At 72.5% G+C, this 14087-nt stretch carries 15 protein-coding genes and 1 tRNA gene; 11 read left to right on the top strand and 5 right to left on the bottom strand.

The window, feature by feature from the left end; genetic code table 11:
- The first annotated feature begins 96 nt into the window (after positions 1 to 96).
- The 3 genes from F8568_RS33750 to F8568_RS33740 all read left to right on the top strand — a co-directional run bounded on the left by F8568_RS33750 (position 97) and on the right by F8568_RS33740 (position 1161).
- Positions 97 to 444: a hypothetical protein gene (locus F8568_RS33750; protein ID WP_151597749.1), complete on the top strand. Its 348-nt coding sequence runs from the start codon at positions 97 to 99 to the stop codon at positions 442 to 444.
- 122 nt (positions 445 to 566) lie between these two features.
- A complete protein-coding gene (locus tag F8568_RS33745) occupies positions 567 to 845 on the top strand; it encodes a WhiB family transcriptional regulator (protein WP_173099222.1) in 279 nt (92 codons plus the stop codon).
- Positions 846 to 966: 121 nt separating this feature from the next.
- Positions 967 to 1161: a hypothetical protein gene (locus tag F8568_RS33740; protein ID WP_151597748.1), complete on the top strand. Its 195-nt coding sequence runs from the start codon at positions 967 to 969 to the stop codon at positions 1159 to 1161.
- Positions 1162 to 1353: 192 nt separating this feature from the next.
- Here the strand turns inward: F8568_RS33740 and F8568_RS33735 are convergent, their stop codons facing one another.
- Positions 1354 to 2685: an ABC1 kinase family protein gene (locus F8568_RS33735; RefSeq protein ID WP_328601145.1), complete on the bottom strand. Its 1332-nt coding sequence runs from the start codon at positions 2683 to 2685 to the stop codon at positions 1354 to 1356.
- A 242-nt stretch (positions 2686 to 2927) separates the two neighbouring features.
- Between F8568_RS33735 and F8568_RS33730 the strand changes: the two genes are divergently transcribed.
- From F8568_RS33730 to F8568_RS33720, 3 genes are all read left to right on the top strand, one after another.
- Complete coding sequence (locus tag F8568_RS33730) at positions 2928 to 3728, top strand: enoyl-CoA hydratase/isomerase family protein (RefSeq protein WP_151597746.1); 801 nt, start codon at positions 2928 to 2930, stop codon at positions 3726 to 3728.
- Positions 3729 to 3881: 153 nt separating this feature from the next.
- Positions 3882 to 4433, top strand: coding sequence for a M48 metallopeptidase family protein (locus F8568_RS33725; protein ID WP_407924503.1), 552 nt, complete (start codon positions 3882 to 3884; stop codon positions 4431 to 4433).
- Positions 4430 to 5095 carry a hypothetical protein gene (locus F8568_RS33720; protein ID WP_328601144.1) on the top strand — a complete coding sequence of 222 codons (666 nt, stop codon included), beginning with the start codon at positions 4430 to 4432 and terminating at the stop codon, positions 5093 to 5095. The genes F8568_RS33725 and F8568_RS33720 overlap by 4 nt, the downstream gene beginning before the upstream one ends.
- Here the strand turns inward: F8568_RS33720 and F8568_RS33715 are convergent.
- Genes F8568_RS33715 through F8568_RS33705 form a run of 3 tightly spaced genes read right to left on the bottom strand, consistent with a single transcriptional unit; the run spans position 5092 to position 7237 of the window.
- Positions 5092 to 5652, bottom strand: a complete 561-nt coding sequence (locus F8568_RS33715; protein ID WP_328601143.1) for an NUDIX hydrolase — start codon at positions 5650 to 5652, stop codon at positions 5092 to 5094. The two genes, F8568_RS33720 and F8568_RS33715, sit on opposite strands and share 4 nt — an antisense overlap.
- Positions 5649 to 5834: a hypothetical protein gene (locus F8568_RS33710; protein ID WP_151597744.1), complete on the bottom strand. Its 186-nt coding sequence runs from the start codon at positions 5832 to 5834 to the stop codon at positions 5649 to 5651. Before F8568_RS33710 ends, F8568_RS33715 begins: the two co-directional genes overlap by 4 nt.
- On the bottom strand, positions 5831 to 7237 hold the full coding sequence (locus tag F8568_RS33705) for a zinc-dependent metalloprotease (RefSeq protein ID WP_151597743.1): 1407 nt from the start codon (positions 7235 to 7237) through the stop codon (positions 5831 to 5833). The genes F8568_RS33710 and F8568_RS33705 overlap by 4 nt, the downstream gene beginning before the upstream one ends.
- 89 nt (positions 7238 to 7326) lie before the next feature.
- On the opposite strand from F8568_RS33705, the gene F8568_RS33700 reads away from it, so the two are divergent.
- Positions 7327 to 8409, top strand: a complete 1083-nt coding sequence (locus F8568_RS33700) for an NAD-dependent epimerase/dehydratase family protein (RefSeq protein WP_151597742.1) — start codon at positions 7327 to 7329, stop codon at positions 8407 to 8409.
- A 35-nt stretch (positions 8410 to 8444) separates the two neighbouring features.
- Here F8568_RS33700 and F8568_RS33695 read toward each other — a convergent pair whose 3' ends face one another.
- The gene (locus F8568_RS33695; RefSeq protein ID WP_151597741.1) at positions 8445 to 11384 is read right to left on the bottom strand and encodes a UPF0182 family membrane protein; all 2940 of its coding nucleotides are present in this window, start codon (positions 11382 to 11384) and stop codon (positions 8445 to 8447) included.
- 110 nt (positions 11385 to 11494) lie between these two features.
- Here F8568_RS33695 and F8568_RS33690 point away from each other — a divergent pair, with 110 nt between their 5' ends.
- From F8568_RS33690 to F8568_RS33675, 4 genes are all read left to right on the top strand, one after another.
- Positions 11495 to 12043: a PPA1309 family protein gene (locus tag F8568_RS33690; protein ID WP_202125666.1), complete on the top strand. Its 549-nt coding sequence runs from the start codon at positions 11495 to 11497 to the stop codon at positions 12041 to 12043.
- Between the two features lie 32 nt (positions 12044 to 12075).
- A complete protein-coding gene (locus F8568_RS33685) occupies positions 12076 to 12522 on the top strand; it encodes a molybdenum cofactor biosynthesis protein MoaE (protein ID WP_328601142.1) in 447 nt (148 codons plus the stop codon).
- Positions 12523 to 12550: 28 nt separating this feature from the next.
- A complete protein-coding gene (locus tag F8568_RS33680) occupies positions 12551 to 13600 on the top strand; it encodes a YlbL family protein (RefSeq protein WP_151597740.1) in 1050 nt (349 codons plus the stop codon).
- Positions 13601 to 13657: 57 nt separating this feature from the next.
- Positions 13658 to 13731 (top strand) — tRNA-Met (locus F8568_RS33675).
- Positions 13732 to 14087: the final 356 nt, after the last annotated feature.

Below are 14087 nucleotides of genomic sequence, written 5' to 3'. Positions count from 1 at the left end.
CCGTACGCTCGTCGCGAGCAATCAACCGGCCGACCGGTGTGGATCTTGGATCCACCGGCCCCGGCCCGAGGAGCCAGAGAGGTGGTGTGCAGTCCGGTGAGCAACACGTCGATGAAATCGCAGGCGTCCTGGACCGCCGCATGCCACGGCACCTCGAACGCGTATGCCGTCACGTGTGCCCGGACCCCGCTCGGCGTGAAGCCCGGCGGCCCGGCGCGCCTCGGCGCCGACTCGCCGGCCGATGCGGTCGGCCTGCGGCTCCGCGTCGACGGCACCCGTATGCGCGATCTACGCGATCTGCGCCTTGAGCAGCGAATCCAGGACGAGCAGGGGTGGAGTGTCTTCGCCGAAGACATGAAGTCCCAGGCTCCGGCCACGGCCCACATGGGCGCCACCCCGGCGGGTGGCGTGTCGGGTCCGTTCCCCTGGAGGCGACCGGTTTAGCAAGACACCGGCAAGCCCCCAGGCCGCGGATCCAGACACCGGATCCGCGGCCTTCTTCTTTGCCCGGACGACCCAACCGACACGCCCGTTGAGATCCAACGAGAGGAACCAGGGTGACTGTGATGCAGGGGGCTCTCGCCATCAGCGAGGAGGACCTCACTCTTCCGTGCCGGACCGACCCCGAACTGTTCTTCGCCGAGGCGCCCGCCGACGTCGAGCTCGCCAAGGCGCTGTGCCTGGAGTGCCCGCTCCGCAAGGAGTGCCTCGCCGGTGCGCTCGAGCGCAAGGAGCCGTGGGGGGTCTGGGGCGGCGAGCTCTTCGTCCGCGGCGTGATCGTCGCGCGCAAGCGGCCCCGCGGCCGCCCGCGCAAGCACCCGCTTCCGGACGAAGCGGCCGTGTGAGGCTCTGATGCCGACCGTGTCCGCCGGACCGACCGCAGAACCGACGAAGATCGGCCGTACCGAGCCCGGAGGCGCGGCCCCCGCGCGGGGACCGCGCCTCCGGGCGGCCGGGGAGAACGAGATGACGTTGCTCAGCCAGGACCTGTCGCGGGAGCGAATACCCGTGACCGTGCCCGACGAGCTCGCCGCCCGCGTGCGCGCCATGCGGCGCGCGCGCCGGGAGGCGCAGACGAGGGCGTCGCTGGTGCGGCGGGTGCTGCTCGCGCCGACCGCGTCCCGCGACACCGACGCGCAGGTGTCGAAGAACCACCGATGACCATCTCCGGTCCGCCGGTCGCAGGCCGCCGGCCCGCCGCTTCTTGGATGGTTTCGGCGGGCGCCACCTGATTTCGGGGCGTGCCTCCCGGTGGACATCGGTGCGCCGGCCCCCCACTGGCCGGACGCACCGGAACGGGCCCCGCCCGCGCCTCATCAGCGCGGACGGGGCCCGTCCCGTAGCTGAAACCGATTAGCCGGTGACCAGTTCGCCGTCCTCGTCGTCGGCGAAGCCGGGGACCCACTTCAGGGACTCGGCGCGGGCCGGGATCTCGCACTCCAACTGGCACAGCACGCCGGTGCCGGCGGACAGCACCCGGTGGATGATCACGTACTCGGGCGGCAGGTTCAGCTGCCGGACGACGTTGGTCGGCCGCAGGTCGGTGACGCGGGCGGCCATGTCGCGCAGCCACTCGCGGTTGAACTTGAACGTCTCGGTGATGAACGGCTCGGTGATCGGGGCGAGGAACGCCTGCAGCGCTTCCGCGTCGATCTCCACGCCCTCGCGGATGAAGTCCTCGTCGCGCAGCGCGTCCTCGATCTCGTCGATGTCGGCCATCGTGCCGATGCGCAGCAGCAGGCCGAGCCGGCGCTGGAAGCCGCCGGGGATGCGGTCGACGGCGCCGAAGTCCAGGACGCCGAGCCGGCCGTCCTCCAGCAGCCGGAAGTTGCCGGGGTGCGGGTCGCCGTGCAGCATCCCGGAGCGCTTCGGCCCCGACAGCAGGAACCGGCAGTACAGCAGCGCCGCGTGGTTCCGGGTCTCCTGGTCGCCGTCGCTGATGATCTTCGAGAGCGGGGTGCCGTCCATCCACTCGGTGACCAGCACGTCGCCGGACTGGGCGATCACCTCGGGGATATAGAAGTCGGGGTCGTCCAGGTAGGCGTCCCGGATGATCGTCTGGGACTCGGCCTCGATGGTGTAGTCGAGCTCCTCGACGACGCGTTCCTTCAGCTCGGCCAGCATCGACTTGACGTCCAGGCCCGGCATGAGGACGCCGAACAGCCGGCCGAGCCGGGCGAGCTGGTTGAAGTCGCTGATCAGCGCCTTGCCGGCGCCGGGGTACTGCACCTTCACCGCGACGGGGCGGCCGTCGGACCACACGGCGCGGTGCACCTGGCCGATGGACGCGGCGGCGGCGGGCCTGTCGTCGAACGAGGTGAAGCTGTCGCGCCAGTCCTCGCCGAGCGCCTCGGCGAGGACCTTGTGGACGGCCGAGGCGGGCAGCGGGGGAGCGGCCTCCTGCAGCTTGGTGAGGGTGGCGCGGTACGGTCCGGCGATCTCCGGCGGCAGCGCCGCCTCGAAGATCGACAGCATCTGGCCGAGCTTCATCGCGCCGCCCTTGAGCTCGCCGAGCACCTTGAACAGCTGCTCGGCGGTGCGCGTCTGGATCTCCATGGCGACGGCCTCGGCGGGCCGGCCGATGGTCCGCTTCCCGATGCCGAGGGCGGTGCGCCCCGCGAAGCCGAGGGGGAGGGACGCCAGCTTTGCTGACCGCGTCACCGCGCGGCGGGGAAGATCGCTCACGCGGACCATTGTCGGTGATCGGCTGTTGTTCGCGCCACAACGACCAGGGAGCAATATCCTCAGCTCGGCGCGGTGAAACTCGGTGACCTGCGCCCCCTTGGTAAGTGTGCGCTTTCTCACGCCCGCTCGTTGACTTGCGGCGAGTCGTCGTTATGAGGCGTCCCATAACGACGACTCGCCGCAACTCAACGGGTGGGGGGCGCGTGACGCGGGGCGGGCGGCGCACGGTACGGTGCGGAGCCATGTCCGGAGAACAGCCCGAGGCGCTGCGGGTCGAGCGCCGTCCCGACGGTATCGCCGTCCTGACGCTGAACGACCCCGGCCGGCGGAACGCGATGTCCGACGAGATGACCGCCGCCTACAAGCAGGCCATCGCGGACCTGCGCGGCGACACCGGGCTGCGCTGCGTGGTGCTCACCGGGGCCGGCACCGCGTTCAGCTCCGGCGGCGACCTGTCCTGGCTGGCCGGCACCAGCTCCGTCGCCGTCCCCCCGCTGCGCGACCGGATGCTCGAGTTCTACCGGACGTGGCTGACGATCCGGAGCCTCGAAGTCCCCACGATCGCCGCCGTCAACGGGCACGCCGTCGGCGCCGGGCTCTGCCTCGCGCTGGCCTGCGACCTGCGCTACGCCGCCGACGACGCCAAGCTCCTCGCCCCCTTCACCGCGCTCGGCCTGCACCCCGGCATGGCCGCCACCTGGCTGTTCCCCGAGGTCGCCGGGCTGCCGCTGGCCCGCGAGATGCTGCTGGCCGGACGCGTCCTCACCGGAGCCGAGGCCGCCGCCCACGGGCTGGTCAACCAGGCCTTCCCCCGCGCGGACGTGCTGGACGAGACGATGAAGATCGCTGAGCGGATCGCCGCGAACGCGCCCATCGCGACCCGGCTCACCAAGGTCGCCCTGGCCGACGGCGGGCACGCGGACATGGACGCCGCCCTGCGCTGGGAATCGCTGGCCCAGCCCGTCACGATGGCGTCCGAGGACATGATCGAAGGCCTCACCGCCCAGCGCGAGAAGCGTTCCCCGCGCTTCACCGGCGCTTGACGAGGCTGTGGAAACCCCCTCAGCCCCGCCAAAAGATGGGCTTTGACCTGGGCTGACGTCAAACACCCCCTGTGGAGGACGCAAAATTTTGGGTACGGTGCTGCCGTGCCCCCTAACGTTGAGGTCCGCCGCAGCACCAGGCGCCGCCGGACCGTGTCCGCCTACCGCGACGGGGACAAGGTGGTGGTGATGGTGCCCTCCAGGCTCAGCAAGGCCGAAGAGGAACAGTGGATCGCCACCATCCTGGAACGGCTGGAGGAGCGCGAGCGCCGCCGCCGCCCCTCCGACGCCGATCTCGAGTCGCGCGCCCACGAGCTGTCCCGCCGCTACCTCGACGGCCGCGCCGACCCGGTCAGCGTCCGGTGGGTCGCCAACCAGCGCAGCCGCTGGGGCTCCTGCACCCCCGACGACGGCACGATCCGGCTGTCCACCCGGCTGCGCGGCATGCCGTCCTGGGTCGTGGACTACGTGCTGGTGCACGAGCTGGCGCACCTGCTGATCCCGGGGCACGGCGCCGACTTCTGGCAGCTCGTCGGCAACTACCCCAAGGCCGACCGGGCCCGCGGGTACCTGGAGGGCGTCGCCGCCGCCGCGCACCTGCCGCTGGAGGCGGACGCGCCCGACGAGGAGCCCGGCCACGACGACGGCATGCACCACGGAGACGGCCTGCACGGCGACGGCTTCCCGCACGAGGTCGCCGGGTGACCCTGCCCGGGAACCCGCCCGCCCCCGAGATCACCGGCCGCTGCGCCGCGGTCCTGCCGTTCGACCCGTCCGGCCCGTCCGCCGCTCCCCCCGGGGTGGACGGCGCCGAGTTCCGGCTCGCCATGCTCGAGGACGTCTACGAGGTCGCCGCCGGCCTGGAGTTCGTCACGGCCGCGCTCGTCGTCGACCCGGACGGCCCGCCGGACGCCGAGACGATCACCTGGCCGGGCACCCCGATCGTCCGCGAGCCCGCGCCCGACGCCGCCTTCGCCGCGCTGCACGCGCTCGGCGCCGACGAGGCCGCGCTGATCGTGCCGGACGCCCCCGACCTGCCGCCGCTGCTGCTCGGCAAGCTGTTCCGCGCCCTCGGCAGCGCGCCCGCCGCCGCCTGCCAGGCCGCCGGCGGCAACGGGCTCGTCGCGCTCGCCGCCCGGCTGCCGCTGCCCGCCTGGCTCGCCACCGCGCTCGACGGCCCCGGCATGGCGCTCGACGCCCCGGACGCCCTGGCCCGGCTCCGCGCCGCCGCGCCCCGCCCCGGCCTCGTCCCGCAGGGACCCGGCTGGCACCGCATCCGCACCCCCGCCGACCTGCGCCTCCTCGACCCCGGCCTGGAGGGCTGGGAAAATACGCGGGCTCTCCTCGAAGGCTCCCCGCTCCGCTAGCGGGCCCGGGTCGCGCGGGTGACGAGGCGGCGCAGGGCGTCGTCGGTGTCCTGCGGGAGGGCGTCGACGGGGAACCACGCCAGATCGTCCGACTCGTCCGAGATCGCGGGCCGGGCGCCCTCCGGGGCGATCATGACGTACTGGACGTCCAGGTGCCACGTCCCCGCCGGATGGCAGTTCACCCGGTGCCGGTCCAGCTGGACGGGCCCCGGCAGCGGCCGCAGGTCCGGTATGCCGGACTCCTCCGTCGCCTCCCGCAGCGCGGCGCCCGCCAGCGTCGCGTCCGCGGGCTCGCAGTGCCCGCCGAGCTGCAGCCATGCCTTGATCTTGGAGTGCAGCGTCAGCAGGATCCGGGACCGCGACGCGTCGAGCACCGCCGCGCTCGCCGTGATGTGGCCGTCGGCGCAGGCGCGCCACATCCCGTCCGCCGGATGCTCCTCCAGATGCGTGAGGAACTCCCGCCGCATCCGCTCCTGGCCGGCGTCGGGCGCCGCCCAGGACGACAGCACCCCGAAGGCGTCGGCGTACAGCGGCGCCGTCGCGGACGGAGCCGTCACGTGCGGTTGGCGCGGGCGTAGGGCGAGCTGGCCGGATGACGGCGGCGCCGCTCCTGGTCCACGGGCCGCTGCCAGCACAGGCTCTCCCGCGCGACCCGGCGCCGGATCACGTTCGTGGACGACCCCGGCTCGTACCGGCAGCCGTTCACCCGGGGCGCGTGCGGGACGCGCATGACGCTCACGACCGCGGTCCCGCGTCGCCTGGCCCCGCGCCGCCCTCGCCGGGGTCGTCGGGCTTGTCGTCCGGCTTGTCCTCCTGCTTGTCGTCGGGCGTGTCCGAGGGCTCGTCCTCGGCCGCCGTGGTCAGGTTGGTCAGGTCGAGGTCGGACAGCCCCTCGATCTCCCGGCCGTGCACGAAGCCGTCCGGATCGTCGAGATCGTCGGCCGTCGGCAGCAGGTCGGGGTGCTCCCAGACCGCGTCGCGGCCCTGCGCGCCGCGCGCATCGGTCAGCTTGCGCCACAGCGCCGCGGCCTCGCGCAGCCGCCGCGGCCGCAGCTCCAGCCCGACCAGCGTCGCGAACGTCCGCTCCGCCGGGCCGCCGGTCGCGCGGCGCCGCCGCACCGCCTCGGCGAGCTTCACCGAGCCGGGCAGCCGGCCCTGCGCCGCCTCGTTGACCACGGTGTCGACCCAGCCCTCGACCAGCGCGAGCGTGGTCTCCAGCCGGGCGAGGGCCGCCTTCTGCCGGGGCGTCTCCTCCGGCTGCAGCTGGATCTCGCCGCCGAGCGCCTCCTGGATCGCCTCCGGGTTGCTCAGGTCGAGCCCCTGCACGGCCTGCTCGATGCCCGACAGGTCGACGGTGATGCCCCGCGCGTACTCCTCGACGGCGCCGAGCAGGTGCGCCCGCAGCCACGGCACGTGCGCGAACAGCCGCTGGTGCGCGGCCTCCCGCAGCGCCAGGTACAGCCGGACCTCGTCCTCGGAGACCTCCAGGCCCGAGCCGAACGCCTCGACCCCCGCGGGCAGCAGCGCGCCGACGCCGTCGGGCGCCAGCGGCAGGCCCACGTCCGCCGAGCCGGTCACCTCGCGGGCCAGCGCGCCGAGCGCCTGCCCCGCCTGGCCGCCGACCATCGCGCCGGCCATCTGCTTGACCATCCCGATCAGCGGGCCGGCCATCGCCTGCATCTCGGCGGGCATCTCGCCGGCGCCGCCGAGCGCGCCGCCCATCGACTCGACCATGCGGGACGCGATCGGGTCGCAGACCTTCGCCCACACCGGCAGCGTCTGCTCGATCCACTCCGACCGGCTCCATGCCTTCGGCGACCGGATGCCGGCGGGCAGCGTCGTGCCCTCGTCCAGCCACAGGTCGGCCAGCCGCAGCGCCTCCTCGACCTGGCGCCGCTCGGCGTCCACGATCGACGGGTCGCCCTGCTCGACCACCTGGTGGCGGGCGATGTTCTTGGCCAGGTCCCAGTTGAGCGGGCCGCCGGACACGCCGCCCTGGCCCTGCGCGCCGATCATGTCCGCGAACCGGTGCAGCATGTCGGCGAACTGCGCCATGTCGCCGCCCATGCCCTTGAATGGATCCTGGGGACGGTCGTCGTCTCCGTCGCCGGGACGGTTGAAGCCGAAGGGAGTGTCACTCATCGGTTCGCCCCTGGGATGCATGATGGGCTCATATCCGCAACGTTAGCCGGTCCCGGCAAGGTCGCGTACTCAAGGAAGGGGGCACCCCCGTGGCAACGGGCAAGGTTCGCCCTCGGCGTAGCAAGGCCCCGGTCGTCGCCGTCACCGGTGCGGCCTCCGGGGCGGGACGGCTGCTGGCCGCCCGGCTCGCCGAACGGGAAGACATCCGCAAGGTCGTCGCCATCGACGGGCACCGCGGCGACGTGGCCGGCGCCACGTGGCGCGTCGTCGACATCCGGGACCCGCTGCTGTCCAACCGGCTCTCCGACGTGGACGTGATCGTCAACCTGGACGTCGAGCACTCCCCGGATGCCGACGGAAAGGAGCGCCGCACCCACAACGTGCGGGGCGCGCAGACCGTCGTCACCGCCGCCGCGGCCGCCCGCGTCCGCCGCGTGGTCCTCGTCACCAGCGCGATGGTGTACGGCGCCGCGCCCGGCAACGAGGTGCCGCTGCCCGAGGACGCCCCGGTGCTCGCCGAGGCCGACGTCAGCATCGCGGGCGACTACCTGGAGATCGAGGAGCTGGCCGCGACCGCGCCGCTCACCCACCCCGGGCTGGAGATCACCGTCGTGCGGCCCGCCGCGCTGGTGGGGCCCGGCGTGGACACCGTGGTCACCCGGCACTTCGAGGCGCCCCGGCTGCTGACGGTGAAGGGCAGCACGCCCGGCTGGCAGTTCTGCCACATCGAGGACCTCGCGTCCGCGCTGGAGGTGATCGTCGCCGAGGACGTCGCCGGCCCGGTCGCGGTCGGCTGCGAGGGCTGGCTCGGCCCCGAGGAGGTCACCGAGATCACCGGCAAGCGCAGCTTCGAGCTGCCCGCCGCGCTGACGTTCGGGATGGCGCAGCGGCTGCACCGCCTCGGCATGACCCCGGCGCCCGCCACCGACCTGCACTACGTCGCCTACCCGTGGGTCGTCGACTGCGCCCGGCTGCGCGCCGCCGGCTGGAAGCCGGGCTACGACAACGCCGCCGCGCTGCGCGTGGTGATGGAGGAGACCGCCGGGCGGCACGCCGTCGTCGGGCGCCGCGTCGGCGGCAAGGAGGCCACCATGGCGACCGCGGCCGGCGCGACCGTCGCCGCGATCGGCGCCGCCGCCGCGATCCGCCGCGCCCGCAAGCGCCGCCGCTAGCCGCGCCGCCTAGCCGGGCGGCCCGGCCGGGGCCGTCAGCCGGCCGACGCTTCGGCCGAGCCGCTCGGCGAGGGCGACGCCGGCGGGGACGCCGTCGGCGAGGACGACGCGTCCGGCGTCGGCTTCGGCTGCTTCCCGCCCGCCTGCTGCGCCGCCGACAGCGCCTCCTGCGCCCGCTTGATCCGCTGCCAGGCGTCGCCCATGCCCGGATAGTCGCCCTTCTGCTGGGCCTTCTCGTAGTCGCTCACGGCCTTCTGCAGGTCATTGATCGCCTGCTGCTCCTGCGGCGACAGCCGGCCGTCCCCGGACCCGGACCCCGTCACCGCCGGCGCCCCGGACCCGCCGAGGACCTGCTTCAGCGCGTCCGCGAACGTGCCCGCCGCCGCGATCCGGGTGCCGTACCGCACCAGCACCTTGCCGAGGAGCGGGTACGGCTGCTGCTCCTTCCCGCCGGACGCCTTGGTGTACATCGGCTCGACGTACAGCAGGCTCCCGCCGAACGGGATCGTCAGCAGGTTCCCCGCCACGGTCTTCGTCCCGCCCTGCCGCAGCGCGAACAGGTCGCCCTTCACCTGCGAGTCCGTCTCGAACGAGTTCTGCACCTGCCCCGGGCCCGGCGGCTGCGCGTCCCGCGGCATCTGCAGGATCCGGATCTGCCCGTAGTACTTGCTCGACGGGTCGGAGTCGACCGCCATGAACGCCGCGAGCTGCGGGTTGTCGCGCGGGTTGAACACCGTCGTCAGCGAGAACGCCGACGCCCCGTCGAACGGCGACGGCATCGTCAGGCTCTGGTAGTACGGCGGCTGCAGCTTGCCCTGCGTCGTCGGGTCCTGCGGCACCTCCCAGAACCCCTCGCCGTTGTAGAACGCCGACGGGTCCGTCACGTGGTACTTGGTGAGGATCTGCCGCTGCACCTTGAACAGGTCCTGCGGGTAGCGGAAGTGCGCCAGCAGGTCCTGCGGGATGCTCGCCTTCGACTCGACGGTGTGCGGGAACACCTTCATCCACGTCTTCAGGATCGGGTCGTCGGTGTCCCACTGGTACAGGTGGACCGCGCCGCTGTAGGCGTCCACCGTGGCCTTCACCGAGTTCCGCATGTAGTTGATGTGGTCGTTCGCCTGCCGCGCCACCGACGAGCGGGTGTCGGTGATCGTGTCGCGGGTCGCCTCGCCGAGGCTCGTCTGCTCCGAGTACGGGTACGCGCCGGACGTGGTGTAGCCGTCCACGATCCACACGACCCGGCCCTGCACCACCGCCGGGTACGGGTCGCCGTCCAGCGTCAGCCACGGCGCCGCCTTGTGCACCCGCTCGCGCGGCGGCCGGTCGTACAGGATCCGCGCGTCCTTCTTGATCGCCCCGGACAGCAGCAGGTTCTTGTCCTGGAACCGCGTCGCGTACAGCAGCTTGTGGAAGAACGAGTCGACCGGGACGCCGCCGCCCCCGTCATAGGTGGTGCTCTGCTGCCCGTCGTCCGGGCTGTTGTCGGGGTAGTTCAGCTCCTGCTGGCCCTTGCCGCCCACCACCGAGTAGCGCGGCGACCGCTCCCCGAAGTAGATCTCCGGCCGCGTCACCTGGATCCGCTGGCCGGACGACGCCGGCATGTCCCGGGTGATGAAGTCCGGGTTCCCGCCCTGCGCCATCTGGTCGCCGTACGCCGACACGAACCCGTAGCCGTGCGTGTAGACCATCCGGTCCTTCACCCAGCTGCGCTGCCCGGACGGCGCCCCCGACAGCTCCCGCAGCGCCACCACAGTGTCGGTGGTCCGCCCGTCCACCGTGTAGCGGTCGACGTCGAGGGTGTCCGGGAACTTGTAGAACGGGCGGATCCGCTGCAGCTGCTCGAACGTCGGGCCCACCACGTTCGGGTCCAGGACGCGGACGCCGCCGAGCCCGTTCGCCTCGTCCTGCAGCTTCTTCTGGTCGGTCACCGGCGCCGACCCGTACTGGACGACCTGCGCGCCGCCCACCCCGTACGCCCGCCGCGTGAAGTCGATGTTGCGCTGGATGTACCCGCGCTCCTTGGCCAGCTCGTCCGGCTTCACCTGGAACTGCTGGATCAGCAGCGGGTACAGCCCGCCGAGCAGGATCGCCGACAGCACCAGCAGCGTGAACCCGACGCCCGGCAGCATCATCCCGCGCCGCAGCAGGTTGCTGAAGAACATCACCGCGCACAGCAGCGCGATGACCGCGAGGATCGTCTTGGCGGGCAGCAGCGCGTTCACGTCCGTATAGGACGCGCCGGTCGTCACGCCGCGCTCCGAATGGACGAGCCCGTACCGGTCCAGCCAGTACGCCGCCGCCTTCAGCAGCACGAAAAGCCCCACCAGCACCGACAGATGCGCGCGCGCGGGCGGGCTCGCCTTGTCGCCCGGCCCCTGAATCCGCAACCCGCCGTACAGGTAATGCACCATCACCGCGGCCAGGAACGACAGGATCACCGTCGCGAACACCACGCCCAGCACCAGCCGCAGGAACGGATAGGTGAAGACGTAGAACGACACGTCCTTATGGAACTGCGGGTCCTTCACGCCGAACGGCGTCCGGTTCAGGAACGCCAGCCACACCTGCCATTGGCCCGCCACCGACGACCCCGTCAGCACGCCCAGCAGGAACAGCAGCCCCAACGAGATCAGCCGCCGGCGCGGATCGATCACCGACCGGTACCGCTCCAGCCCCTGCTGCTCCACCGACAGCGGCCGGTACGCCGGGCGCAGCCGGTACGCCACCGCCACGTTCGCGCCCACCACCAGCGCCATCAGCAGGCCCGACCCGGCGAACAGCACCGCCTCGGCGCGCAGCTGCGTGGTGTACACCTCCGTGAAGCCGACCGAGCGGTACCACAGCAGATTCGTGTAGACCGCGGTGAAGACAAGGAAAGCGACGAGCAGGAACGCCAGCGCCACCAGGACCGGCAGCATCAGCCGGGTGCGCCCGGCGCCGAACCGGCGCCCGGTACCGGCAGTCCGGAAGGCCAATTGCCCCTCCGATCGAGATCGCGGCCCACCGGCCGCGGGCCGGTGCTGTGTAAGCAACTTACCGACTACCACCGGGGTTCCCGCATTTCCCGGTCCCCGGACGGGGAAAGATGGGCCCCGTGAGTCTTCTGGAAGAAGTCGTGCTGGACCTCGAACGCCACTCGGCGCAGGAGGGCTGGGACGCCGCGCCCCGCCTCTACGCCCTCGTCCGCAGCACCGAGCTGCGCCGCGCCGAGCCCGACCTCGCCGACCAGCTCGGCCTGCCCCCCGACGCCGACACCCTCGCCGCCCTCGAGCAGCCCGCCCTCCCCGAGAAGGCCGGCGTCGAGGACGCCCTCGCCGCCATCGCCTGGCCCGACACCGTCGAAGGCTGCGCGCTCGTCATCGAACGGGTCGTCCTCCCGCCCGAAGCCGAGGACGACATCCCCGAGGGCGAGGCCGAAGCCGCCGAGTACGCGGCCAAGCACCCCAAGCGCGAGGACGTCCGCATGATCGTCGGCGTGCTCCGCGACGGCACCCGGCACTCCGCCCTGCGCCTGCGCCGCCACGACAGCGACGACGAGGTCCTCGCCGGCCCCGACCTCGTCCCCGCCCTGGCCGATGCCCTCGCCGGCACGTTCGAGCCCGACGAGCCCGACGAGCACGCCCCTCGCCCTTAGCCGGCCCGCCGGGCGAAGGTAGCCTGCAGGGCGTGAGCGAAGACAGCGCCGCCGCCGGAACCCCCATCCGGCTCGCCGAGATCCGCGACACCCCGCTGTCCGTCGACGAGGTGTTCGCCGCCGTCGGCGACCCCGCCGCCGGCGGCGTCGCGCTGTTCGTCGGAACCGTCCGCGACCACGACCACGCCCGCGACGTCCGCGCCCTGTCCTACAGCGCCCACCCCACCGTCGAACGGGAACTGCGCGCCGTCATGGACAAGGTCGCCGCCGACTTCCCCGTCCGCGCCCTCGCCGCCGTCCACCGCGTCGGCGACCTGCGGATCGGCGACCTCGCCGTCGTCGTCGCCGCGTCCTGCCCGCACCGCGCCGAAGCCTTCGACGCCTGCCGCCGCCTCATCGACGACCTCAAGGCCCAGGTGCCGATCTGGAAGCGCCAGACCTTCACCGACGGTACGGACGAGTGGGTCGGGGCCTGCTGACCCCCCTGATCCGCATAGAGTGCCGACCATGTCCCGTCGTGCCGCCACCCTCACCGTCGCGAGCGTCCTGATCCTCGCGCTGGCCCTCGTCGGCTCCCTCATGCCGGTGCCCTACATCGCGCTGATGCCCGGCCCCACGAGCAACACCCTCGGCACGAACGAGAAGGGCCAGCAGGTCATCACCATCGACGGCCGGCAGACCTACCCCGACGAGGGACACCTCAACTTCACCACCGTCACCTACCGCGGCGGCCCCGGCGGGCGCATCGACCTCTTCACCGCCCTGCGCGGCTGGCTCGACCACGACACCGCCATCGTCCCTGAGGAGCTCTACTTCCCCAAGGACGAGAGCCAGAAGCAGGTCGACCAGGAGAACACCCGCCAGATGCAGGACTCCCAGCAGAGCGCCAAAGCCGCCGCCCTGCACGAACTCGGCGTCCCCCTGCAGACCCAGGTGATCGTCCAGGGTGTCCAGAAGGGCCGCCCCGCCGACGGCAGGCTCCAGCCCGGCGACCAGGTCACCGCCCTCGACGGCGCCAAGGTCACCAGCACCTCCCAGGTCACCGGCGCGATGGCCAAACGCAAGATCGGCGACAAGGTCACCCTCACCGTCCAGCGCGGCGGCAAGGACACCACCCAGACCTTCACCACCGTCGCCGACCCCACCGGCAAGCGCGCCGTCGTCGGCGTCGTCCTCGGCGACCAGTACAAGTTCCCCTTCAAGATCGACATCAGCGTCGGCGACATCGGCGGCCCCAGCGCCGGCCTCATGTTCGCCCTCGCCATCTACGACAAGCTCACCCCCGGCTCCCTCAGCGCCGGCAAGTTCATCGCCGGCACCGGCGAGATCGACGCCGAGGGCCAGGTCGGCCCCATCGGCGGCATCCAGCAGAAGATGATCGCCGCCCGCCGAGCCGGCGCCACGATCTTCCTCACCCCCGCGAAGAACTGCTCCGAAGCCCTCGGCGCCCGCCCCGGCGGCCTCCGCCTCGTCCGCGCCGACACCCTGCACAGCGCCGTCCAGGCCATCAACGCCGTCACCACCGGCAAAGGCACCGTCCCCGCCTGCACCAAGTGACCCCCGCCGAAACCGATTTGGCCGCGCCCCCGCCATGCAATACAGTTGAACCATCACCGCGGGGTGGAGCAGTTCGGTAGCTCGCTGGGCTCATAACCCAGAGGTCGCAGGTTCAAATCCTGCCCCCGCTACGGGTCCTAGGGTCCGTGTGGTCGCGCCTTTGGCGCTTCCCCACGGACCCTTCGCCGTTTATCGGGGGGGCGACCCCCCGAGCCCCCCGGTGTGGGGGCTCCGCCCCCACGCCCCCTTGCTGGTGCGGGTTGGTGCTCTGCGCTCTGTGTTTGGGGCTTCGCCCCTTGCCCCCCTCGGGCTTTGCCCTTCGATTCGTTTGTGCGGGTTGGTGCTTTGCGCTCTGTGTTTGGGGCTTCGCCCCTTGCCCCCCTCGGGCTTCGCCCTTCGATTCGTTTGTGCGGGTTGGTGCTCTGCGCTCTGTGTTTGGGGCTTCGCCCCTTGCCCCCCTCGGGCTTCGCCCTTGATGTGTGTGCGG

It is taken from the genome of Actinomadura physcomitrii (assembly GCF_008923205.2).
In the GTDB taxonomy this organism is placed as follows: Bacteria; Actinomycetota; Actinomycetes; order Streptosporangiales; family Streptosporangiaceae; genus Spirillospora; species Spirillospora physcomitrii.
Note: the sequence above shows the minus strand (reverse complement) of the source record. Positions and strands in the feature narration are given on the sequence as shown.

Bases quoted from the DNA above. Each gene is read 5' to 3' on its own strand.
- F8568_RS33745 (WP_173099222.1), top strand. From the start codon at position 567: ATGCAGGGGGCTCTCGCCATCAGCGAGGAGGACCTCACTCTTCCGTGC.
- F8568_RS33740 (WP_151597748.1), top strand. From the start codon at position 967: ATGACGTTGCTCAGCCAGGACCTGTCGCGGGAGCGAATACCCGTGACC.
- F8568_RS33730 (WP_151597746.1), top strand. From the start codon at position 2,928: ATGTCCGGAGAACAGCCCGAGGCGCTGCGGGTCGAGCGCCGTCCCGAC.
- F8568_RS33705 (WP_151597743.1), bottom strand. From the start codon at position 7,237: ATGAGTGACACTCCCTTCGGCTTCAACCGTCCCGGCGACGGAGACGAC.
- F8568_RS33690 (WP_202125666.1), top strand. From the start codon at position 11,495: ATGGGCCCCGTGAGTCTTCTGGAAGAAGTCGTGCTGGACCTCGAACGC.
- F8568_RS33680 (WP_151597740.1), top strand. From the start codon at position 12,551: ATGTCCCGTCGTGCCGCCACCCTCACCGTCGCGAGCGTCCTGATCCTC.